The organism is Micromonospora sp. NPDC049240, from assembly GCF_040647835.1.
Lineage (GTDB): Bacteria > Actinomycetota > Actinomycetes > Mycobacteriales > Micromonosporaceae > Micromonospora.
This window is the reverse complement of record NZ_JBEZCX010000014.1, coordinates 156,846-177,925: the sequence shown is the minus strand read 5'-3', so window position 1 is coordinate 177,925 and position 21,080 is coordinate 156,846. Positions and strand designations below refer to the sequence as shown.

At 74.1% G+C, this 21,080-nt stretch carries 19 protein-coding genes; all 19 read right to left on the bottom strand.

Features of this window, described 5'->3' with window-relative positions:
• Positions 1–112: 112 nt before the first annotated feature.
• Positions 113–1,618: a potassium/proton antiporter gene (locus AB0B02_RS22465; RefSeq protein WP_107157597.1), complete on the bottom strand. Its 1,506-nt coding sequence runs from the start codon at positions 1,616–1,618 to the stop codon at positions 113–115.
• 22 nt (positions 1,619–1,640) lie between these two features.
• A complete protein-coding gene (locus tag AB0B02_RS22460; protein WP_281936580.1) occupies positions 1,641–1,949 on the bottom strand; it encodes a DUF167 domain-containing protein in 309 nt (102 codons plus the stop codon).
• Positions 1,950–1,951: 2 nt separating this feature from the next.
• Positions 1,952–2,794, bottom strand: coding sequence for a hypothetical protein (locus tag AB0B02_RS22455; protein ID WP_357303172.1), 843 nt, complete (start codon positions 2,792–2,794; stop codon positions 1,952–1,954).
• Positions 2,795–2,867: 73 nt separating this feature from the next.
• Positions 2,868–3,674, bottom strand: a complete 807-nt coding sequence (locus AB0B02_RS22450; protein ID WP_107157600.1) for a DivIVA domain-containing protein — start codon at positions 3,672–3,674, stop codon at positions 2,868–2,870.
• A gap of 41 nt (positions 3,675–3,715) precedes the next feature.
• Positions 3,716–4,021: a YggT family protein gene (locus tag AB0B02_RS22445; protein ID WP_091059628.1), complete on the bottom strand. Its 306-nt coding sequence runs from the start codon at positions 4,019–4,021 to the stop codon at positions 3,716–3,718.
• A gap of 28 nt (positions 4,022–4,049) precedes the next feature.
• Complete coding sequence (gene sepF / locus AB0B02_RS22440; RefSeq protein ID WP_281936582.1) at positions 4,050–4,760, bottom strand: cell division protein SepF; 711 nt, start codon at positions 4,758–4,760, stop codon at positions 4,050–4,052.
• A 195-nt stretch (positions 4,761–4,955) separates the two neighbouring features.
• Positions 4,956–5,702, bottom strand: coding sequence for a YggS family pyridoxal phosphate-dependent enzyme (locus AB0B02_RS22435; RefSeq protein WP_357303119.1), 747 nt, complete (start codon positions 5,700–5,702; stop codon positions 4,956–4,958).
• A gap of 9 nt (positions 5,703–5,711) precedes the next feature.
• Positions 5,712–6,827 carry a cell division protein FtsZ gene (gene ftsZ, locus AB0B02_RS22430; protein WP_107157603.1) on the bottom strand — a complete coding sequence of 372 codons (1,116 nt, stop codon included), beginning with the start codon at positions 6,825–6,827 and terminating at the stop codon, positions 5,712–5,714.
• A gap of 216 nt (positions 6,828–7,043) precedes the next feature.
• Entirely contained in the window at positions 7,044–7,862 is an 819-nt protein-coding gene (locus tag AB0B02_RS22425) for an FtsQ-type POTRA domain-containing protein (protein ID WP_357303116.1), read from the bottom strand.
• The gene (gene murC / locus AB0B02_RS22420) at positions 7,859–9,340 is read right to left on the bottom strand and encodes a UDP-N-acetylmuramate--L-alanine ligase (protein ID WP_281936587.1); all 1,482 of its coding nucleotides are present in this window, start codon (positions 9,338–9,340) and stop codon (positions 7,859–7,861) included. The genes AB0B02_RS22425 and murC overlap by 4 nt, the downstream gene beginning before the upstream one ends.
• Before the next feature lie 85 nt (positions 9,341–9,425).
• Entirely contained in the window at positions 9,426–10,532 is a 1,107-nt protein-coding gene (murG, locus tag AB0B02_RS22415) for an undecaprenyldiphospho-muramoylpentapeptide beta-N-acetylglucosaminyltransferase (protein WP_281936589.1), read from the bottom strand.
• Entirely contained in the window at positions 10,532–11,947 is a 1,416-nt protein-coding gene (locus AB0B02_RS22410; RefSeq protein WP_281938498.1) for a putative peptidoglycan glycosyltransferase FtsW, read from the bottom strand. Before AB0B02_RS22410 ends, murG begins: the two co-directional genes overlap by 1 nt.
• Before the next feature lie 236 nt (positions 11,948–12,183).
• The gene (mraY, locus tag AB0B02_RS22405) at positions 12,184–13,311 is read right to left on the bottom strand and encodes a phospho-N-acetylmuramoyl-pentapeptide-transferase (protein WP_107157607.1); all 1,128 of its coding nucleotides are present in this window, start codon (positions 13,309–13,311) and stop codon (positions 12,184–12,186) included.
• The gene (gene murF / locus AB0B02_RS22400; RefSeq protein WP_281936591.1) at positions 13,308–14,717 is read right to left on the bottom strand and encodes a UDP-N-acetylmuramoyl-tripeptide--D-alanyl-D-alanine ligase; all 1,410 of its coding nucleotides are present in this window, start codon (positions 14,715–14,717) and stop codon (positions 13,308–13,310) included. The genes mraY and murF overlap by 4 nt, the downstream gene beginning before the upstream one ends.
• Positions 14,714–16,276: a UDP-N-acetylmuramoyl-L-alanyl-D-glutamate--2,6-diaminopimelate ligase gene (locus tag AB0B02_RS22395; protein WP_281936593.1), complete on the bottom strand. Its 1,563-nt coding sequence runs from the start codon at positions 16,274–16,276 to the stop codon at positions 14,714–14,716. The genes murF and AB0B02_RS22395 overlap by 4 nt, the downstream gene beginning before the upstream one ends.
• Positions 16,277–16,328: 52 nt before the next feature.
• Entirely contained in the window at positions 16,329–18,536 is a 2,208-nt protein-coding gene (locus AB0B02_RS22390; protein ID WP_357303110.1) for a penicillin-binding protein 2, read from the bottom strand.
• Between the two features lie 3 nt (positions 18,537–18,539).
• A complete protein-coding gene (locus tag AB0B02_RS22385) occupies positions 18,540–19,124 on the bottom strand; it encodes a hypothetical protein (RefSeq protein ID WP_281936597.1) in 585 nt (194 codons plus the stop codon).
• The gene (gene rsmH, locus AB0B02_RS22380; RefSeq protein WP_107162627.1) at positions 19,121–20,179 is read right to left on the bottom strand and encodes a 16S rRNA (cytosine(1402)-N(4))-methyltransferase RsmH; all 1,059 of its coding nucleotides are present in this window, start codon (positions 20,177–20,179) and stop codon (positions 19,121–19,123) included. Before rsmH ends, AB0B02_RS22385 begins: the two co-directional genes overlap by 4 nt.
• Positions 20,180–20,383: 204 nt before the next feature.
• Positions 20,384–20,815 (bottom strand): division/cell wall cluster transcriptional repressor MraZ, encoded by a 432-nt coding sequence (gene mraZ / locus AB0B02_RS22375; protein ID WP_281936599.1) that lies wholly within the window; start codon positions 20,813–20,815, stop codon positions 20,384–20,386.
• Positions 20,816–21,080: the final 265 nt, after the last annotated feature.

The window sequence follows — 21,080 nt, the reverse complement described above, 5'->3', positions numbered from 1 at the left end:
CCGGAGGTTGGCAAGAATACGGAACGTACAGGCGTCCGACAACGTGCCGCACCGTCGCTCCGGGTTTCCGCCCCGAAGTGCCAACTATCGGGGCAAAAGGAACGCTAGCAGATCAGCCGGTCCGGTCCTCGCCGTACTCCCCAAACCACCGGGCCAGGCGACCGCGACGACTGACCGCCCGCAGCCGCCGCTCCGCGGCGTCCCGCACCCCCGCGGTGGCCACGATGAGCAGGCTGTCCCCCACCTTCAGCCGGGTGTCCGGGCCGGGCACGAACCCGACCCCGTCACGCAGCACCAGCGTGACCGCCGCGCCCACCGGCAGCCGCAGCTCGTCCACGTGCACCCCGCCCAGCCGGGAGCCGGGCGGCACCTCCAACTGGAGCAGGTCGGCCCGCATCCGCTCCAGCGGCGCGGTCTCCAGCAGGATCTCGCTCGCCTCCGCAGGCGCGGTCACGCCCAACCGGCGGGCGGCCGGAGCGAGCGTGCCGGCCTGGAGCAGCGTGAAGATCACCACCAGCACGAAGACCGCGTCGAAGAGCCGGTCCGCGCCCGGCACCCGCAGCGAGAGCGGGATGGTGGCCAGCACGATCGGCACCGCGCCGCGCAGCCCGGCCCAGGAGAGGAAGAGCTGCTCGCGCCGGGAGACCCGGAACGGCAGCGCGGAGACCGCCACCGACAGCGGCCGGGCGAACAACAGCAGGGCCAGTCCGGTGATCACGGCCGGCAGCACCGCCGCGTCCAGCCGGGTCGGCGAGACCAGCAGCCCGAGCAGCACGAACAGGCCGATCTGGGCCAGCCAGGCCAGCCCGTCGGCGAACCCGAGGATGGCCTGCCGGTGCGGCAGGTTCGAATTGCCGAGCAGCACCCCGGCCACGTAGACGGCGAGGAAGCCCGAGGCGTGCAGCACCGAACCGGCCGCGTACGCCAGCACGGTGAAGCCCACCACCGCGATCGGGTAGAGGCCGGCCGAGGGCAGCGCGGCGCGACGCAGCGCGTACCGCCCGGCCAGGCCCGCGCCCACGCCGACCGCCGCGCCGGCACCCAACTCGTACCCGAGCAGCAGCGCCTCGTACCACCAGGGGTGGGCCGCCGCCACGCCGGCCCGGGACAGCAGCAGCACCAGCAGGACCACCGGGGCGTCGTTCATCCCGGACTCGGCCTCCAGCGTGGCCACCAGCCGGGGCGGCAGGCGCAGCCGGCGCAGCGTGGCGAAGACCGCCGCGGCGTCGGTGGAGGAGAGCACCGCGCCGTAGAGCAGGGCCAGCCGCCAGTCCAGGCCGAGCAGCAGGTGCACCACCACGCCGACGACCACGATGCTGACCACCACGCCGACCGTGGAGAGCACGGCCGCCAGGCCGAGCACCGGCCGCAGCGTGCTCCACCGGGCGCTCAGGCCACCCTCGGCGATGATCACGATGAGCGCGCAGAAGCCCAGCACCCGGGTCAACTCGACGTCGTCGAAGCGGATGCCCAGGCCGGCCTCGCCGATGAGCACGCCGAGCGCCAGGTAGACCAGGAGGCTGGGCACGCCGAGCCGGGTGGAGAAGCGCACCGCGCCCACCGCGACCAGCAGCACGGCGGCGCCCACCAGCAGCGCGAGGTTCAGCCCCGGCGTCATCGCGTACCGGCCCGCCGGACCCTCATTCCGCGCTGCCGTCGCGCAGCCGACGCAGCACCTCGGGCAGGCGGTCGGCCGGGCGCTCGACCAGGAAGAGCTTGTCCCGGCTGGCGGCGCCGGACCGCAGCGACACCACCGCCGGCCGGACGCCGAGCGCGTCGGCCAGCGCGCGCCGGGCCGCCTCGGTGGCCCGGCCGTCCACCGCCGGCGCGTGCACGGCGACGACCAGGGCCGGGCCGTACGGCCCGTCGAACCGGCCGCCCACCCGGGCCCGGGCCGCGCCGGGCTTCACGCGCACCGCGACGGTGAGCGGGGTGTCCGCGGTCGTCATGGTCAGCGTGGCCGGGCGTCGGTGAGCAGCGTGGTGGCGGCGGCGCAGTACGCGCACGGCGTGAAGCCGAGCCCGACCGCCTCGGCGACCGGCAGCGACTCGGCCGGCCGGCCCACCAGGTGGGGACAGTCGGCCAGGTGGAAGCGGGGATGGCCGTCGACCACCTGAACCTCGTCGGGCAGTCGCACCAGCCGGGCGATCTCCCCGGCGGAGAGGAACTCGGCCGACGGATCGCCGGCGAGCGGCCCGCCCGGGGCGGGCGAGGTGGGCGTCGGCTCGGCCGACGGCGGCGCGACCTCCGACTCGACCGGCGAGTAGGCCACGAACGGCGCGGCATCCGGCCCCGTCGGCGACGAGTGGGCGCCGGACGACGGGACGTCCAGTCCCATCGGCGAGGAATAGTCGCCGGCCGGCGGGGCATCCGGCCCGTCCGACGGTGGGAACCCGCGGGCGTCCGACTCGTCCGGCGGCGGGTAGAACCCGCTTGACGGCTCGTCCGGCGGCGAGTAGGCGCGGGCGGGCGGCGCGTAGGGCTCGGCCGCCGGCGGCCCGGGCGGTTGCCGCCACCCGGGTCCACCGGCACCGACCGTGGACGTGTGATGCGGGACCGGGCTCACCGGCTCGTCCGGGGACGGGCCGGCGGGAACGGTCCGGGAACGCGGGCCGGCCTCCCGGCCCGCCGCGGCCCGGGCCGCGGCCGCCTGGCGGGCGAACACGACGAAGGCGACGGCGGACAGCAGGCTGGCCGCGATCGAGACGATCAGCAGCGAGCTGGACCCACCGGCCAGCCCGACCACCAGCAGCACGACCGCGACGAGGATGAGCAGGACGCTGGCGGCTATCACGGCTCACCCCCGGCCGCGTCGTGTCGGACTGGTGCCATCGGTGGCCGCCACGGGGACGGCCACCGACGTGGGATCAGCGGCCGGACTCGAGCGAGCCGGCGCCGCGGCCCCCGCCGAAGGAGCCGGCGAGGCCGGCGGTGGCGAGGCCGTTGCTGCCGCCGACGGCACGGGTGCCCTCGCGGTTCATCTCGACCTCGATGCCCTGGCCACGACCGTCGAGGTCCCGCAGCTGGCTCTCCAGGTACGCCTTGAGGCGCGTGCGGTACTCACGCTCGAACTGCTTGAGCTCCTCGATGTGCTTCGACAGCGCGGTGCGCTTGGCGTCCAGGCCGCCCATGGCCTCCTGGTGCCGCTGGCGGGCGTCCCGCTCCAGGGCGTCGGCCTTGGCCCGCGCCTCGCGGGTGACCTCCTCGGCCTTGGACCGGGCCTCGGAGAGCAGGCTGTCGGCCTCGCGCCGGGCGTCGGAGACGTGGTCGTCGGCGGTGCGCTGGGCCATCATCAGCACCCGCAGCGCCTGCTGCTCGCCGTCCCCGGTCACGCCCACCGGGCTGCCCTGGGTGCGGACCTGCTCCAGCTCGGCCTGCATCGCGCGGGCCGCCTGCTCGGCGGCCGCCTTGTCGCGCTGCACGCGGTCGAGCTGGGCCTTGACGTCGTTGAGCTCCGCCGCGAGCCGGGCGTCGCCGCCGGGGCCGGCGGGTGCGCCACCCCGACCGCCGCGCTCCACCTGGGCGCGCAGCTCGTTGTTCTCCTCGATCAGACGGGCCAGCTCACGCTCGACCTCGTCCAGGAAGGCGTCGACCTCCTCCTCGTCGTACCCCCGCTTGCCGATCGGCGGCTTTTTGAAGGCGACGTTGTGGACGTCGGCCGGGGTCAGCGGCATCGAAACTCCTCGGGTCAGTTGCGGCCGCGAAAGCGCTCTGGTCAGGCGAACGCCACGATCAGGCGCTGTAACACGAACTCCATCAGCACGAACAGGATAACCAGGAGCACAAGGGAGGCCAGGTCGATGCTCACGGTACCAATTCGCAGTGGTGGGATCACACGCCTCAACGCTCGCAGGGGCGGATCAGTGACGCTCCACACGACTTCCAGTCCCGCCGATGCCCCCCGGCCGGGTTGCCAGCGACGGCCGTAGGCGAGCACGGCCCCGAGGACAAATCGAGCCAACAGGACAAGCAGGAAGAAATACAGCAGCAGGTAGAGCACCTGGAACAGGATCGACAACACAGCAGGCGACGTCCCTCGGTCGTGCGGGCTAGCTCAGGCTGAAAAAGCCGCCCTCAGCGATCTTGGCCTTGTCCTCCGCGGTGACCTGGACATTGGCCGGTGAGAGCAGGAACACCCGGTTGGTCACGCGCTCGATCGTACCGCGCAGGCCGAACGCGAGCCCGGCGGCGAAGTCGACCAGTCGGCGGGCGTCCGCCTCGTCCATCTCGGTGAGGTTGATGATCACGGGAACGCCGTCCCGGAAGTGCTCGCCGATGGTCCGCGCCTCGCGGTAGGTCGTCGGGTGCAGCGTGGTGATCTGGTAGCGCTGCTCGTCCTCCGGGACCACCGTCCGCTCGCGCGGCGGGGCCTGCGGCGCCAGGGCCAGATTGTCCCGGGTGTGGTACGACAACGCGCCGGAACCCTCGCCGGCGGAGGAACGGGTGATGGAGCGGACACTGCTGGACCGCTCGGCCCGCTCCGGACGCTCCGGGCGCTCGACCTCGGAGCGGTCGGCGTCGACCGCGCGGCTGGTGGCGCGCTCGGTCAACCGGCCTCGCTCACCGGCCCGGGTCCGGGGTGCCGGCGGCTCCTCCGACTCCTCGTCGTCCTCGTCGGCGAACTCCTCGGCGTACCGGCTCGACCGGTAGCGCGACGAGTCACGGTAGCCACCCTTGTCGTAGCCACCGTCCTCGTACGCCCGCTCGTCGTCCTCCTCGACGAGACCGAGCCAGACCCCCGCCTTGCGCAGTGCACCCATCCCCGCGCCCTTCCGTCCGCCATGCGGCACGCGCCCCCGTGCCGTGTCGCTTGATCACGAGTGGACGATCATGCCCACCGGACCGGACCGGCAATCCCCTGACGTGCGGTTCGCGGCCCGCCCGCCACGGCCCCCGGGCTTCGGGAGACGCCGTCCTGAACAACACTGATGTAATTTGCTTCCGTCCGGGCCAGGCTACCCCAGCGTGGGGCGCATTCCGAGCAACGCGCTGCCGACGCGGACATGTGTCGCGCCGTGGCCGATCGCGCTCTCCAGGTCGCCGCTCATCCCCGCCGACAGCACCGTCGCGCCCGGATGGTCGGCGCGCAGCCGCGCCGCCACCTCGGCCAGCCGGGCGAACGCGCGGTCCGGCTCCCAGCCCAGCGGGGCCACCGCCATCAGGCCGGCCAGCCGCAGCCCACCCGCCCCGGCCACCGCGGCGGCCACCGGGTCGAGGCCCCGCTCCGGGTCGGCCACGCCCGGCAGCGCGCCGCCCCGGGCCGGGTCACCGTCCACGCTCACCTGCACCAACACGTCCAGCGGGCGGTCCCGGGCACCGGTCGCGGCGGCGTCCAGGGCGGCCGCCAGCCGCACGCTGTCCACCGACTGGACCACGTCGGCGTACCGGACCACCGAGCGGGCCTTGTTGCGCTGCAACTGCCCGATGAAGTGCCAGCGCGGCACCGCCCCGGCACCGGCCACCGCCGCCGCCTTTCCGGCCGCCTCCTGGTCCCGGTTCTCCCCCACGTCCGTCACGCCGAGCCCGGCCAACGCGACCACGTCGGCGGCCGGGTACGTCTTGGTCACCGCGACCAGGGTGACCTCGTCGGCGTGGCGGCCGGCCGCCGCGCAGGCGTCGGCGATCCGGGCCCGGACCCGGGCCAGCCCGGCCGCGAGTTCGGCGCGACGCTCGGGTCGCACCGCGGTGGATGAATCCGTCATCGGCGGGGTTCAGGACCCGTTCTTGAGGAAGTCGGGCACGTCGACGTCGTCGAAGAGCACCCGGCGGGACGGCTGCTGCGGCGCCGGCATGGTGGCCGGCGGGTTCGCCGGCGCGTTCGGCTGGGTGGGCGGGTTCTGGTTGCTCTTGCGCGGCGGGTCGACCGCCTTGTAGGCCGGGGTGCCACCGTCGAAGCCGGCCGCGATCACGGTCACCCGCACCTCGTCGCCGAGCGCGTCGTCGATCACCGCGCCGAAGATGATGTTGGCGTCCGGGTGGGCCGCGTCGGTGACCAGCTGCGCCGCGTCGTTGATCTCGAACAGGCCGAGGTCCGAGCCGCCGGCGATGGAGAGCAGCACGCCCCGCGCGCCGTCCATGCTCTGCTCCAGCAGCGGGCTGGAGATGGCCGCCTCGGCCGCCTCGACCGCGCGGTTCTCGCCCCGCGCGCTGCCGATGCCCATGAGCGCGCTGCCCGCGCCGCTCATCACGCTCTTCACGTCGGCGAAGTCGAGGTTGATCAGGCCCGGCGTGGTGATCAGGTCGGTGATGCCCTGGACACCGGAGAGGAGGACCTGGTCCGCGGTGCGGAACGCGTCCATCATGGAGATGTTGCGGTCGCCGAGCGCGAGCAGCCGGTCGTTCGGGATCACGATGAGCGTGTCGCACTGGTTGCGCAGCTCCTCGATGCCCGCCTCGGCCTGCACCTGGCGGCGCTTGCCCTCGAACGAGAACGGCCGGGTGACCACACCGATGGTGAGCGCGCCGAGCTTGCGGGCGATGTTCGCCACCACCGGCGCGCCGCCGGTGCCGGTGCCGCCACCCTCGCCGCAGGTGACGAACACCATGTCGGCGCCCTTGAGCACCTCTTCGATCTCGTCGCGGTGGTCCTCGGCGGCGTTCTTGCCGACGTCCGGGTTGGCGCCGGCGCCCAGCCCCCGGGTCAGTTCCCGGCCGACGTCGAGCTTGACGTCGGCGTCGCTCATCAGCAACGCCTGCGCGTCGGTGTTGATCGCGATGAACTCGACGCCCTTGAGCCCAACCTCGATCATCCGGTTGACGGCGTTCACGCCGCCGCCCCCGATGCCGACGACCTTGATGACCGCCAGGTAGTTGTGCGGAGGTGTCATCTCCGGTCCTTTCCCTTCGAGATTGGCATGGGCCGACCCCACACGGCTTGGCCGGACCAGAGGAGAACCCTCACCCTCTACTAGAGGCTTAGAGTTATGTCAACCACTGATCTCTTCGGGGCAACGTATGCGCCGCCGCGCCAGGAGCCAAGGACCCTTTCCGGCGTGTCGCCGACCGAGCGACCGGTCACACAGGCCCGTTCGCTGAGTGACCGGTCACTGGAACGTGACCACGTCCGGCGCGCTGACGTCGATCCGGTCCGCCCGGCGCGGCAACAACGCGGTCGCCACCGCCGACTTGTCCACGCTGCGCGCGGCGTCCCCCCAGAAGACCTGCCGGTCGCCGCGCAGCAGCAACGTGATCCGGGCCAGCCCGGCCACGTCCACCGTGACCAGCTCCGCGCGCAGCTTCTCCCCGAGCGCGGCGAGCACCGCCAACCCGGCCCGGGTGCCCGGATCGTCCGGACCCGGCCGGGCCACCCGGACCAGCGGCAACCCGGCCGGGGCCTGGTCCAGGCGCTGGAAGACCACGCCGGCGGCGTCCACCACGGCGAAGCGCCCGCCCTGCGGCACCGCGGCCACCGGCACCCGCTCCTCGACCCGGATCACCAGCGTCGCCGGCCAGTCCCGCTCCACCGTGGCCCGGGCCACCGGCGGCAACGTGCCCACCCGGCGGGCCGTCGCGGCCAGGTCCACCCGGGCCAACGGCGCGTCGTCCGGAACCGCCGCGGCGTCCCGGATCTCCACCGCCGTGACCAGCCGCGCGCCGACCACCCGCACCTCACGGACGCCGAACAGCCCGGTGCCGAGCACCGTCCAGGCGACAAGCGCGGCCAACGCGGTCACCGCCGCGGCCAACGCCCACGGCAATGCGGCGCGCATCCGCCGCTGCCGGGCCCGGGCCATGAACCGACGGGTGGACGGCGGCACGGCGTCCGCCCCGGCCCGGACCAGCTGCCAGCGCCGGACCGGGCTGCGCCGCCCCGCGCCACCGTCCTGGCCGGGCGTGCGGCCCCGGGCCGGGCCGGGACTCATCCGGCGGTGGCCGCCGCGCCGTCCGGACCGACGCCGGCGCGGAGCGCCGTGGCGCCGCCGGTGCGGGCCAGCAGGGCGTCCAGCAACTGGTCACCCATCAGCGAGATCGGCGGCGCGCCCATGGTCACCACCACGTCGCCGGTCCGGGCCCGGCGGGCCACCTCGGCCGGCACGTCGTCCCACGCCTCGACGAAGACCTTCCGGTCCGCCGGCAGCGGCACCGCCTCGATCAGCGCGACCGACCCCTCACCGGGCTGGCGCGGCTCGCCGGGACCGAAGACCTCCAGCAGCACCAACTCGTCGGCGATGCCGAGCGCGGCGGCGATCTCCGCCTGGAGGTCGCGGGTGCGGTACAGCCGGTAGGGCTGGAAGACCACGATCAGCCGGCCGTCGCCGGCCACCTCGCGCAGCGTCTGCAAGGCCAGCGTCATCGAGGTGGGGTGGTAGGCGTACTCGTCGTAGACCAGCACGCCGTCCGCCACGCCCTTGCGCTCGAACCGCCGCCGCACGCCGGGGAACGCGCCGAGCGCGGCCTCCGCCGCCGCCACCGGCAGCTCCAGCAGGTACGCGGCGAGCACCGCGGCGGCGCTGTTGAGCGCCATGTGCCGGCCCGGCATCGGCAGCCGGATCTCGCCCAGCGACCGGCCCTCGACCTCGGCCAGGTAGCGCACGCCCTGCGCCGAGGAGACCACGTCGCTCATCCGCAGGTCGGCGTCGGCGGACTCGCCGTACGTCCACACCCGACGACCCTCCGCCCGGAGCGTCTCGGCCAGCCGCCGGCCACCGGCGTCGTCGGCGCAGGTGACGACGAAGCCGTCCGGGTCGGTGAGCCGGGCGAACTCGGCGAACGCCGCCTCCAGCGTGGCCAGGTCGCCGTACGTGTTGAGGTGGTCCGCCTCGACGTTCGTGATGATCGACACGTACGGGCGGTAGATGAGGAAGGAGCGGTCGCTCTCGTCCGCCTCGACCACGAAGTGCTCGCCGGTGCCGTGGTGCGCGCCGGAGCCGACCTCGGAGATCTCCCCGCCGATGACGAAGGACGGATCGGTGCCGGCCTGCTGGAGCACCATGGTCACCATCGACGTGGTGGACGTCTTGCCGTGCGTGCCGGCCACCGCCACCGTGCGCCGACCGGTCATCGCCGCCGCCAGCGCCTCGGAGCGGTGCAGCACCCGCAGGCCCCGCCGACGCGCCTCGACCAGCTCCAGATGGTCCTGCGGGATGGCCGAGGAGTAGACGACGGTGTCCACCCCGTCCAGGTTGGCCGCCTCGTGGGTGGAGTGGATCGTCCCGCCCAGCGCGCGCAGGCCGGCCAGCGACGGCCACTCCCGCAGCTCGCTGCCGGAGACCGGCAGGCCACGGGTGAGGAAGAGCCGGGCCAGCCCGGCCATCCCGACCCCGCCCACCCCGATCAGGTGGATGCGGCCCAGGTCCTCCGCGGTCATCGTGCCGGCGGGCGTGAACTGCGCGGTGTTCATGAGGGGTACCTTCCCGTCGCGGCGACGCCCATTACGGAGCCACCGTTGTTCGCGACTGCGGGGCTCGCAAGCTCACTCCTCGCGCTCACCGGCTCACCGCCTCGTAGACGAAGTTCAGCAGCGCCACGTCGCCGTCGCGGCGACCGTAGCCGGCCGCGGCGTGGCTCATCGCGTGGAGGCGTCGCGGGTCCCGGATCAGCGGGATCACCGTGCGCTCCACCCAGGCCGGGGTCACCTCGGCGTCGTCGACGAGCAGCCCACCGCCGGCCTCCACCACGGGCAGCGCGTTGCGCTTCTGCTCCTGGTTGCTGTGCGGGTAGGGCACGTACACCGTGGGCAGGCCGATCGCGGCCACCTCGGCGCAGGTCATCGCGCCGCCCCGGCCCAGCATCAGGTCGGCCGCCGCGTAGCCCAGCTCCATCTCGGACAGGTACGGCAGCGTCACGTACGGCACCGGCAGGTCGCTGGGGACGGAGACCGGCTCGTTGCGGGCGCCGATCACGTGCAGCACCTGCACGCCGTTGCGGGCCAGCTCCTTCGCCGCGCCGGAGACGGCCAGGTTGATCGAGCGGGCGCCCTGCGAGCCGCCGGCCACGAAGAGCACCGGCAGGTCGGGACGGAGCCCGAAGTGCGCGCGGGCCGCGTCCCGCAGCGCCGCCCGGTCCAGCCCGGCGATGCCCCGGCGCAGCGGCACCCCGACCACCCGCGCGTCGCGCAGCGCCTCGGACTGGGCCGGCTGGTGCGGGAAGCCCACCGCGACGTGCTTGGTGAACTTCATGCCCATCCGGTTCGCCACGCCCGGCGGCACGTTCACCTCGTGGATGACGATCGGCAGGTCGCGCCGCCACGCGGCCAGGTAACCGGGGACCGAGACGTACCCGCCGAAGCCGACCACCGCGTCGGCCCGCACCTCGTCGATCACCTTGCCCGCGGCGCGGGCCGCCTTCCACATCCGGTCCGGGGTGCGCACCAGGCTCATGTTGACCGAGCGGGGCAGCTGGTAGGCCGGGATCTGCCGCAGGTCGTAGCCGGCCGGCGGGATCAGCTCGTTCTCCAGCCCCTTCGGGGTGCCCAGGCAGGTGATCCGGACGCTCGGGTCGTGTCGGCGCAGGCAGTCGGCGAAGGCGAGCAGCGGGTAGATGTGCCCACCCGTGCCCCCTCCGCAGAGCACCACCGAACGCAGCGGACCCATCAGCGTCTCCTCTCGTTCGCCGCGCCGGCGCGCGCCCGGTCGGACCGGGCGCCGCGGGTCGCGGCCTGATCGTCCTGCCGACGCTGTCGGGACCGGGGCACGGGCCCTCGGTCCGCCGGAGGCGGCGCCGGTCGGCGACGCCGGCCGGGAAGCGGCGGCAACGGGGCCCACACTAGTCGGACCCATCGGGCCGGCGGACGGGCGTTCAGGGCCCGGGCCGCGTCCGGCTCGGCGCGGGCGAAGGAGGCGAGCATGCCGATCGCGGCCAGCGTCACCACCAGCGCGCTGCCGCCGTCGGAGATGAACGGCAGCGGCACGCCGGTCAGCGGCAGCAGCCCGGTGACGCCGCCGATGTTGATGACGGCCTGACCGACCAGCCAGGCGGTCACGCCGGCCGCGGCGAGCCGGCGGAACGGGTCCTCCACCCGGCGGGCGATGCGCATGCCGGTGTACGCCAGCACGGCGAAGAGCACCAGGATCACGGTGCAGCCCACCACGCCCAGCTCCTCGGCGACGATGGCGAAGATGAAGTCGTTGTGCGCCTCGGGCAGCCAGTCCCACTTGAAGACGCTCTGGCCCAGGCCGACGCCGAACCAGCCGCCGTTGCCGATCGCGTACCGGGCCATGATGGGCTGGTAGCAGTTCTCCAGCTTCAGCTCGATGCAGGTCTGCGGATCGGGCGGGTCGAGCCACATGGTGAGCCGGCCCAGCCGGTAGTTGTCGGCGTCCCGGGAACCGGAGCCGGCGCCGAGCGAGGCGGCGGCGACCAGCAGGCCGATGCCGGCCAGGCCGATCGCGGAGAGCGCGGCGAAGACCCGGGTCCGGACGCCGGCCGCCCAGAGCAGGCCCACCACGAGCGCCAGCAGGCAGAGCATGCTGCCCAGGTCGTTGTAGCCGACCAGCACGAAGATCAGGCCGACCACCGGGAACAGCGGCGTGGCCAGCTCCCGCCACCAGCCCAGCGCGGCCCCCTTGCGGGCCAGCACGTGCGCCGCCCACAACACCAGCGCGAACTTGGCCACCTCGGCCGGCTGAAGCGAGATCGGGCCGAGGGAGAGCGAGAGGAGTTCGCCCTTCAACGGCCCGATGGACGCCACCCCGAACAGTGATTCCAGCGCGACCAGCAGGTTCAGCAGGAGCAGCAGCGCCACCGCCACGCCGAGCGCGGGGCGGCTCACCGCCCGGAACGTGCGCGCGGGCAGCCGCTGGCAGGCCCAGAACGCGCCGACGCCGATCACCGCGAACACGGTCTGCTTGGTCAGCGAGGCGGCGGCGTCACCGCCCTCGGCGTAGTCCCGCACGCTGGTCGCGGAGAAGACCATGGTGAGGCCGATCAGCAGCAGCAGGCCGGCGCTGGAGAGCAGCAGGTAGTAGGAGGCCAGCGGACGGGCCAGCAGGCCGCGCAGCGCGGCCAGGCCGCCCGCCGGGTCCCAGCGCGCGCCGGCCGGCGGATCGCCCGGCGGCGTGGCCGCGGGCGCGCGGCGGGCCGGCGGTTCGGTGCTGACCTGGATGTCTCGTCCCTCCCCCACCCGCTCATCATGGCGGCTCGACCCGCCCGCCCGTGGCGCAACCCCACGGTCGGCGTGTCGGATCTGAAGGAGGGGCCCCCTTTTAACAGACGTCTGTTAAAAGGGGGCCCCTCCTTACACCGCTAGCTCACCGCGGCGAGGAACTCGCTGTAGAACAGGCCCAGCGCGATGGCCACACCGATGCCGGCGATGATCCAGAACCGGACCACGATGTTGACCTCGCTCCAGCCGGCCAGCTCGAAGTGGTGCTGGAGCGGCGACATCCGGAACACCCGCTTGCCGGTGGTCCGGAACGAGATGATCTGGATGACCACGGACATCGTGATGATCACGAACAGGCCGCCCAGGATCGGCAGCAGCAGGATCGTCCGGGTGGACATCGCCATGCCGGCGATCAGGCCGCCCAGCCCCAGCGCGCCGGTGTCCCCCATGAAGATCCGGGCCGGCGAGGTGTTCCACCAGAGGAAGCCGACGCAGGCCCCGGCCGCCGCGCCGGCGATCAGCGCGATCTCCAGCGGGTCACGCACCGTGTAGCAGTACGCCTCGGTGTAGTTCGGGTCCGCGCACCAGTGCCGGTACTGCCAGAACGCGATCAGCGCGTACGCGGCGAGCACCATCACCGAGGCGCCGGTGGCCAGGCCGTCCAGGCCGTCGGTGAGGTTGACGCCGTTGGTCGCCGCCATCACCACCATGATGATCACGATGACCGCGCCGATCTTGCCGATCTCCAGCGCCGGGATGTCCCGGATGAAACTCAGCGTGGTGCTGCCCACCGTCGCGGTGTTCGTCGCGTTGCCGCTGACGTCGGTCATGCTCGACGGGAAGTAGAGCGCCACCACGCCGAAGACCGCGCCGACCAGGATCTGCCCGGCCAGCTTGCCGCGCTTGTTCAGGCCGCCGCTGTGCCGCTTGCGGACCTTCAGGAAGTCGTCGACGAAGCCGACCGCGCCGGAGAACACCATCAGCCCCAGCAGCACCAGCGCCGTGATGGTCGGCTCGACCTGCGCGATCTGCGCGTCCGGCAGCGTGGTCAGGGCCAGGTGCCCGGCGACGTACGCGATGACGGTGGCCAGGATGAAGACCACGCCGCCCATCGTCGGCGTGCCCTTCTTGCCCTCGTTGCTGGCGAGCCCGAGGTTCGATCGGATCGGCTGGCCGGCCTTCAGCCGGGCGAACACCTTGATCGCGATCGGGGTGCAGAACAGCGAGATCAGGAACGCGACGCCGATGGCGACGATGACCGCCCTCATGCGGCGCCGCCCTCCGTCGCCGTCTCCCGGGCGTCCGCGCGCAGCGCGTCGGCCACGTCCCAGGTCCGGTACCGGGAGCCCTTCACCAGCACCACGTCCGACGGACGCAGCTCGCTCCGCAGCACCTCGACGGCCGCCGCCTGATCGGTGAGCAGCACCGACTCTCCTCCCCAGTTGCCTACCGCTGTCGCGCCCTCGTGGATCGGCGCCGCCGGCTCGCCCACCACGAGCAGCCGGTCGATTCCCAGCTCGGCCACGAGTCGGCCGACCTGCTGGTGTCCCTCCCGTTCGAAGTCGCCCAACTCGGCCATGTAGCCGAGCACCGCGACCGTACGCCCCGCGCCGCGCATGCTGGCCAGCGCGCGTAGCGCCACGCCGGTGGAGGCCGGGTTGGCGTTGTACGAGTCGTCGATCACGACCACGCCGTCGGGGCGTTCGAACACGTCCATCCGGCGGGTGGAGACCAGGCCCAGCTCGCCCAGCGCCGCCGCCAGCTCGGTCAGGGGCAGGCCCAGCTCGCGGGCGACCGCCGCGGCGGCGAGCGAGTTGGACACCTGGTGCCGGCCGGTCAGCCCGAGCCGCACCGGGGCGTTCCCCTCCGGCGTCACCAGCGTGTACGACGGCCGGCCCCGCCCGTCCAGCGTCACGTCCACCGCGCGCACGTCGGCCTGCGCCGACTCGCCGTACCGGACCACCCGGGCCGCGGTCCGGGCCGCCATCGCGTCGACCCGCGGGTCGTCGGCGTTCAGCACCGCCAGCCCGTCGGCGGGCAGCGCCTCGACCAGCTCCCCCTTGGCCAGCGCGATGGCGTCGACCGAGCCGAACTCGCCCAGGTGCGCCACCCCGACGTTGAGCACCACCGAGATCCGCGGCGGCACCACGTCGCACAGGTAGCGGACGTGCCCGACGCCGCGGGCGCCCTTCTCCATCACCAGGTAGCGGGTCTCCGGCGTGGCCTGCAACGCCGTGTACGGGTGCCCCAGCTCGTTGTTGAACGAGCCGGGCGGCGCCACGGTCGGGCCGAGCCGGACCGCGAGCTGGGCGATCAGGTCCTTGGTGGTGGTCTTGCCGGACGAGCCGGTCAACCCGATCACGGTCAGTGCGGGCAGCCGGTCGACCACCGCGCGGGCCAGCCGGCCCAGCGCGTCGAGCGCGTCGTCGACAAGCACCATCGGCACGCCCGGCAGCTCGCGGGAGCCGAGCACGGCGACCGCGCCGGCGTCCACCGCCCCGGCCGCGTAGTCGTGGCCGTCCACCCGCTCGCCGGGGAACGCCACGAAGAGCCCACCGGAGGTCACCTTGCGGGAGTCGAACTCCACCGTGCCGGTGACCCGGGCGTCCGGGTCGGCCCCGGCCAGCCGGCCACCGACCACGGCGGCCACCTCGGCCAGCGTCAGCGGGATCATCGGCCACCCACCAGGTCCCCGAAGCGGGCCCGCAGCGCCACCGCCAGCTCCACCCGGTCGTCGAACGGCAGCACCTCGCCGCCGATCTCCTGGCCGCGCTCCTGCCCCTTGCCCAGCACCGCCACCACGTCACCCGGTTCGGCCACCCGGACCGCCTCCTCGATCGCCGCCCGCCGGCCGGGCACCTCGATGACGCGGGCCGGGGTGGCCGCCGCGTACGCGCCGGCCAGCACCTCGGCCCGGATGGTGGCCGGGTCCTCGGTCCGCGGGTTGTCGTCGGTCACCAGCACCACGTCGGCGCCCCGGGCGGCCACCTCGCCCATCACCGGCCGCTTGCCCCGGTCCCGGTCGCCGCCGGCGCCGAGCACGCAGACCAGCCGCCCACCGGTGAGCCCGCGCAGCGCCGTCAGCACCGCCTCGATCGCGTTCGCCTTGTGCGCGTAGTCGACCACGCCGCGCACCGGGGCGTCACCGCTCACCAGTTCCAGCCGGCCGGGCACGCCGCCGCAGGCGGCCACGCCGCGCGCCGCGGTGTCCGGGTCGACGCCGGCCGCGACCAGCGTGGCGACGGCCAGCAGCGCGTTGGCCACGTTGTGCCGGCCCGGCAGCGCCACGCCGGTGGGCAGCGCCACCGCGTCCGGGCCGTGCAGCGTGAAGTGTTGCGCGTACCCCTCGCCGGAGACCTGGTCGGCCCACCAGGTCGCGCCCCGGTCGCCGGCCGCCGAGTAGGTCACCGTGCCGGGCTTGTGGAGCGGGCGCAGCGCCGGGTCGTCGTGGTTGAGCACCTCGACCCGGCAGCGCCCGTCGAAGAGCCGGGCCTTGGCGGCGAAGTAGTCCGCCTCGTCGGCGTGGAAGTCGAGATGGTCGGAGCCGAAGTTGGTGTAGCCGCCGACGTCGAACCGGACGCCGCCGACCCGGCCCATCACGAGCGCGTGGCTGGACACCTCCATCACCACGGCGTCCACGCCGCGCTCCCGCGCCACGGCGAGCATGGCGTGCAGGTCGGTGGCCTCCGGGGTGGTCCGGACGCTGTCCACCACCAGGTCGCCGAGGCGGGTCTCCACGGTGCCGATCAGGCCGGTGACGTGCCCGGCGGCGCGCAGCCCGGACTCGATCAGGTAGCTGGTGGAGGTCTTGCCGGCGGTGCCGGTCACGCCGATCACGGTCAGCCCGGCGGTCGGGTCGCCGTAGATGGTGGCGGCGACCGTGCCGAGCACCCCGCGGGCGTCGTCGACGACCAGCACGGGCAGGCCGGCGTCGGCGGCCAGCGGCACCCCGGCCGGCTCGGTAAGCACGGCCACCGCGCCGGCGGCGGCCGCGGCGGCGGTGAACTCCGCGCCGTGCCGGCGGGAGCCGGGCAGGGCGGCGTACAGGTCACCGGGGCGGACCTCGTGGCTGGCGTGGGTCACCCCGGTGACGGCCAACTCGGCGGCCCCCTCCGGCGTGGGAACGGCCAGTCGGTCGGCGAGGTCGCCGAGCCGGACGGGGAGCACGGTGGTGGGACGTGGATTGCCGGGCACGGCGTCAGACCCTACCCGGTCGTCCGGTTCCGACCGCACAGCCGCCCCGGTGGTTCGTCGCCACCCACCGATGATGTCGCGCCCGGCCCGCTCAGCGCGGAAAGACCTCGAACTTCGGCGACTTGTCGGTCAGCGACGGCGGCACCCGGTAGTGCCGGAGCGTGAAGCCCATCATCTCCCGGAACGCCGGCGCGGCGACCGCGCCGCCCCCGCCGTCGGGGCTCCAGACGAAGACCGCCACCACGTAGCGCGGCTTCTCCGCCGGGGCCATCCCGATGAACGAGCCGACCTCGCCGGGCTGCTGCTTGCCGTTGTCGTAGCGCAGGCCGGTGCCGGTCTTGCCGGCCACCCGGTAGCCCGGCACGGCGGCGGCCAGGCCGGTGGCCCGCCCGTCCGGGCCGTCGACAGTGGTGACCGCCTCCAGCATCCGGCGCAGCGCGGCGGCGTTGGCCGGGCTGAGCACCGAGCGGGAGGTCGGGGCGGCGCCCGGCGTCCGGGTGCCGTCCGGCCCGATGGTCTCCTTGATCAGGCGCGGCTGCACGTACGTCCCGTTGTTGGCGACCGCGTTGTACGCGGCGGCCATCTGCAACGGCGTGGCGTCCACGCTGTGCCCGATCGGCACCGACCCGTACGCCGACCCGCTCCACTGGTCGGCCGGGAGGATCCGGCCCGGCGCCTCGCCCGGCAGGCCCTCACCGGTCGGCTGGCCCAGCCCGAACCGCTTCTGGTAGTCGATCAACCGGTCCCTGCCGAGCTTCTCGGCGATCTCGATGGTGCCCACGTTGGACGAGAACGCGAGCATGCCGGGGACGCTCATGGTGCGGCCGTCGGCCGGGTGGGTGTCGCGGAACGTGACGCCGCCCCGGACGATCGTGTTCGCCACCGGGAACGTGGTGCTCGGCGTGATCACGCCCTCCTGGAGCGCGGCGCCGTAGGTGATCGCCTTGTGGATCGAGCCCGGGTCCACCACGAAGCTGGTGGCCGCGTCGTCCCGGTCGGCCGGCGAGTTGACCTTCGCGGGGTCGGCCGCGTCGTAGGTGGGCTGGCTGGCCTGGGCCAGCACCTCACCGGTCGGGACGTCCATGATCACGGCGGCGGCGACGCTGCCCTTCACCTGGGCGACCTGCTTGGCCAGGATCCGCTGCGTCATGAACTGGAGGTCCCGGTCCAGGGTGAGCTGCAACGAGCTGCCCGGCCTCGGCTGGGTGGTGCTGCTGTAGCCGCCCGGGATGGGCGCGGCCAGGTCGCCCTGGCCCACCTCGTACGTCCGCTTGCCGGCCTGACCGCGCAGCAGGTCGTCATACTTCGCCTCCAGGCCCTCCAGGCCGTTCATGTCCTGGCTGACGAAGCCGAGCAGGTTCGCCGCCAGGTCACCGCCGGGCACCTCGCGCCGCTCGTCGCGGTGCACGTCGATGCCGGCCAGGTCGAGCGCCATGATCTGCTTCGCGGTGCCGATCTCGACGCCTCGGGCCAGGTAGACGAACTGGAGGTCGGTGTCGGTGCCGGGCAGCTTGCTCGGCTTCATCTTGTCGGCCAGGTCGGAGGCCGGCACGCCGAGCAGCGGGGACAACGCCCGCGCGGTGGCGAACCGGTCCTTGACCCGGGTCGGGTCGGCGAAGACGTACCGGGCCTCCACGCTGTGCGCCAGCGGCTCGCCGGTGCGGTCGAGGATGGCGCCGCGCGGGGCCGGCAACTCGACCACGGCGAGCCGCTTGGGCAGGCCGCCGTCGGCGTACGCCGGGGTGTCCACGGTCTGGAGGTAGACCAGCCGGACGCCGATGCTGGCGAACAGCGTCAGCGCCAGCACGGTGGCGAGCCGCAGCCGCCGACGCGGGTCGCCCAGCCGGGGCGGGCGGCGCGGCTTGCGGACCGGCCGGCGGGCCGCCGGCCGACGTGGGCCGGGCCGGCGGCGCGGCGGCGCGTCCTCCTCGTCGTCGAACGGCTCCCCGACCGGGCGGGCCGAGACGGTCCGCACCACGCCGGCGCGTCCGCCGGCCGCCGCCACCCGGCGGCCGGCGCGGGCGCCCTCGCCGGAGGCGGCCGGCTCCCGGCGGCCGGCCCGCCCGGCCCGGCCGCCGTCGAGCACCTGCAACGCCGGCCGGAACGGGTCACCGGACCGGGTGCTGCGGGGGGTACGCCGCTGTTCCGCGCCGCCCTCGCGGATGGTCCGGCCGCGCGGGGTGTACGCCCGCGCGTCGGAGATCCCGCCGACGCCCGGCTCACGCGGCTCGGCCCCACGCGACGAGCCGCGCCGGGAGCCCGTGGGGTCCCGGCGCGGTTCGTCCGATCTCGGTGGCACCGATCAGCCTCCGTTGCCCTGCTGGCCGACGCCGGTGGGAGCACCCTCGGCGGGGTGCGGCACGCCGATCGTCCGCCCGTCCGGCAGCCGGATGTAGGCCGGGTCCGCCGACTCGACCAGGCCCAGCTTGCGGGCGTTGGCGGTGAGGTTGCCCGGCGCCTTCTGCTCGGCGATCTCCTTCTTCAGCTCCTGCTCGTCCACGTCGAGCTTGGCCTGCTGCTGCTCGAGCTTCTCCAGCCGGAAGGCGTTCTCGTTGATCTTGGTGTTGACCGCCAGGATGCCGAGCACCCCGCCGACCACGAGCACCAGGATCAGCCCGACGAAGGGCGCCCGCGGCACCCGGATCGGCGGCGGCGGGGCGACCCGCAGCCGCGGCGCCGTCGGCGGGGCGACCCGGGTGCGCTCGGCCGGCCGCAGCGCGGCGCTGCCCTCGGTCGGGTACTCGCGCGTCCCCCGGGCGCGGGTCCCCTCCCGACGGTCGGCCGCGGTCGTCGTGGTGTCTCGCATGGTGCGCGCCGTGGTCCGGCCCCCCGACCGCGGTGCGCGCTGCCCGACGGCCCCCCGGCCGTCGCGCTTCTCGACGTTCATGTCCCCTCCCCCTCCTCGTCCGTCCCGTTCCCCGGTTGGTGCATCGCCTTCACCCGGCGGCGGTACCGTTCGCGGTCGGTACGCCCCTGCCGGGTCGCCTCCGGGTCGAGCCGTTCCGCGGCCCGCAGCCGCACCGAGGCGGCCCGCGAGTTCGCGGCCACCTCGGCCTCCCCGGGCAGCTCCGCGCCCCGGCTCAGCAGCCGGAACGTCGGACCCGACCCGGGCAGTTCGACCGGGAGGTCGACCGGGCCCTTGCTGCGGACCCGGTCGGCGAGCGCCTGCTTGGTGAGCCGGTCCTCCAGCGAGTGGTAGGACAGGACCACCAGGCGGCCGCCCACGGTGAGCTTGTCCAGAGCGGCCGGCAGCGCCGTCTCCAGCGCCGCCAGCTCTCTGTTTACCTCGATCCGTAAAGCCTGAAACGTTCTCTTTGCCGGGTGTCCGCCGGTTCGTCGGGCCGGGGCCGGGATCGCGTCCCGCACCAGCTCGGCCAACCGCGCCGACGACGTGATCCGGGACCGCTCCCGCTCCCGGATGATCGCCGAGGCGACCTTCCCGGCGAACTTCTCCTCGCCGTACACCCGCAGCAGCCGGGCCAGATCCGGGTGGGAGTAGGTGTTGACCACCTCCTCGGCGGTCACCCCCCGGGTCTGGTCCATCCGCATGTCCAGCGGCGCGTCCTGCGCGTACGCGAACCCGCGGTCGGGCGCGTCGAGTTGCAGGGACGAGACGCCGAGATCGAACAGCGCGCTGTCGATCGCCGGGTAGCCGAGCCGGTCGAGCACCTCGGGCAGCTCGTCGTAGACGGCGTGCTCCAGGTGGATCCGGTCGGCGAACCGGGCCAGGCGGACCCGCGCGTGGGCGAGCGCCTCGGTGTCCCGGTCCAGGCCGATCAGGACCGTGTCCGGGTGTGCCGTGAGCACCGCCTCGGCGTGCCCGGCCAGGCCGAGCGTGGCGTCGACGTGGACGGTCCGGCCGGGGCGGTCCAGCGCGGGGGCCAGCAGCTCGAGACACCGCTCGAGCAGCACCGGCACGTGCGTGCCGCGAAGCTCCCCCATGTCGACCCCCACCGTTCGAAAACCGTCTGTGTGCACGTGTCCGTCGTCGCCACGACGCCTCGCCATACCGCCAGATCCCCATCCGCTCCCGCCCGCCGGAGGCCGCGGCCCTCCGTCTCGGATCGTGCGCCTGGCACCGGGGAAGGGGTGCCAGGAACTCGAAAGCGGCTGGAGATCTCGCAGTACGTCGGGCGCCGTCACGCCCTACAGACCGCCGGGCAGCACCCCCTCCTCGATGTCGGCGAAGTCGTCTTCGCTCTCCGCGAGGTAGGCCTCCCAGGCCGCCCTGTCCCAGATCTCCACCCGGGTGCTCGCCCCGATCACGACCAGCTCCCGGTCGAGGGCCGCGTACGACCGCAGGTGCCCGGGAATCGTGACCCGACCCTGCTTGTCCGGCACCTCGTCGTGCGCGCTGGCGAAGAAGACCCGGCTGTAGGCCCGGGCCGCCTTGCTGGTCATCGGCTGCGCGCGCAACTGGCCGGCGATCCGCTCGAACTCGGGCATCGGGAAGACGTAGAGGCAGCGCTCCTGCCCTTTGGTGATCACGACACCCCCCGCCAGCTCGTCCCGGAACTTGGCCGGCAGGATCAACCGGCCTTTGTCGTCCAGGCGCGGGGTGTGGGTGCCGAGGAACATCGGCCCAACCCCCTCGCCCTGAGCGGCGTTCGCGGCGCCGCTGACCCCCCGGGCCGGTGTGGCCCTCCCGGCCTCACCATCGCGCCCCACTCTACTCCACTTCCCTCCACCTGCAACCAGAATCGCCTGGTCGGCGCGGCGTTTCCGCGCGCAAAACCGCACGTCAACGCGGGTGGGGCCCAGTGGAGGGGGGTGACCGTCCCCGGCGGCGGTCCGTTACCCGACATCGGCCGCCCCCGTCCGGCCGAGCGCGCTCCGGCCGTCC

Bases quoted from the DNA above. Each gene is read 5' to 3' on its own strand.
- ftsZ (WP_107157603.1), bottom strand. From the start codon at position 6,827: ATGACACCTCCGCACAACTACCTGGCGGTCATCAAGGTCGTCGGCATC.
- AB0B02_RS22425 (WP_357303116.1), bottom strand. From the start codon at position 7,862: ATGAGTCCCGGCCCGGCCCGGGGCCGCACGCCCGGCCAGGACGGTGGC.
- sepF (WP_281936582.1), bottom strand. From the start codon at position 4,760: ATGGGTGCACTGCGCAAGGCGGGGGTCTGGCTCGGTCTCGTCGAGGAG.
- AB0B02_RS22450 (WP_107157600.1), bottom strand. From the start codon at position 3,674: ATGCCGCTGACCCCGGCCGACGTCCACAACGTCGCCTTCAAAAAGCCG.
- mraY (WP_107157607.1), bottom strand. From the start codon at position 13,311: ATGAGGGCGGTCATCGTCGCCATCGGCGTCGCGTTCCTGATCTCGCTG.
- AB0B02_RS22385 (WP_281936597.1), bottom strand. From the start codon at position 19,124: ATGAACGTCGAGAAGCGCGACGGCCGGGGGGCCGTCGGGCAGCGCGCA.
- AB0B02_RS22435 (WP_357303119.1), bottom strand. From the start codon at position 5,702: ATGACGGATTCATCCACCGCGGTGCGACCCGAGCGTCGCGCCGAACTC.
- murF (WP_281936591.1), bottom strand. From the start codon at position 14,717: ATGATCCCGCTGACGCTGGCCGAGGTGGCCGCCGTGGTCGGTGGCCGG.
- murG (WP_281936589.1), bottom strand. From the start codon at position 10,532: ATGGGTCCGCTGCGTTCGGTGGTGCTCTGCGGAGGGGGCACGGGTGGG.
- mraZ (WP_281936599.1), bottom strand. From the start codon at position 20,815: ATGTTCCTCGGCACCCACACCCCGCGCCTGGACGACAAAGGCCGGTTG.
- AB0B02_RS22465 (WP_107157597.1), bottom strand. From the start codon at position 1,618: ATGACGCCGGGGCTGAACCTCGCGCTGCTGGTGGGCGCCGCCGTGCTG.
- rsmH (WP_107162627.1), bottom strand. From the start codon at position 20,179: ATGGGGGAGCTTCGCGGCACGCACGTGCCGGTGCTGCTCGAGCGGTGT.
- murC (WP_281936587.1), bottom strand. From the start codon at position 9,340: ATGAACACCGCGCAGTTCACGCCCGCCGGCACGATGACCGCGGAGGAC.
- AB0B02_RS22460 (WP_281936580.1), bottom strand. From the start codon at position 1,949: ATGACGACCGCGGACACCCCGCTCACCGTCGCGGTGCGCGTGAAGCCC.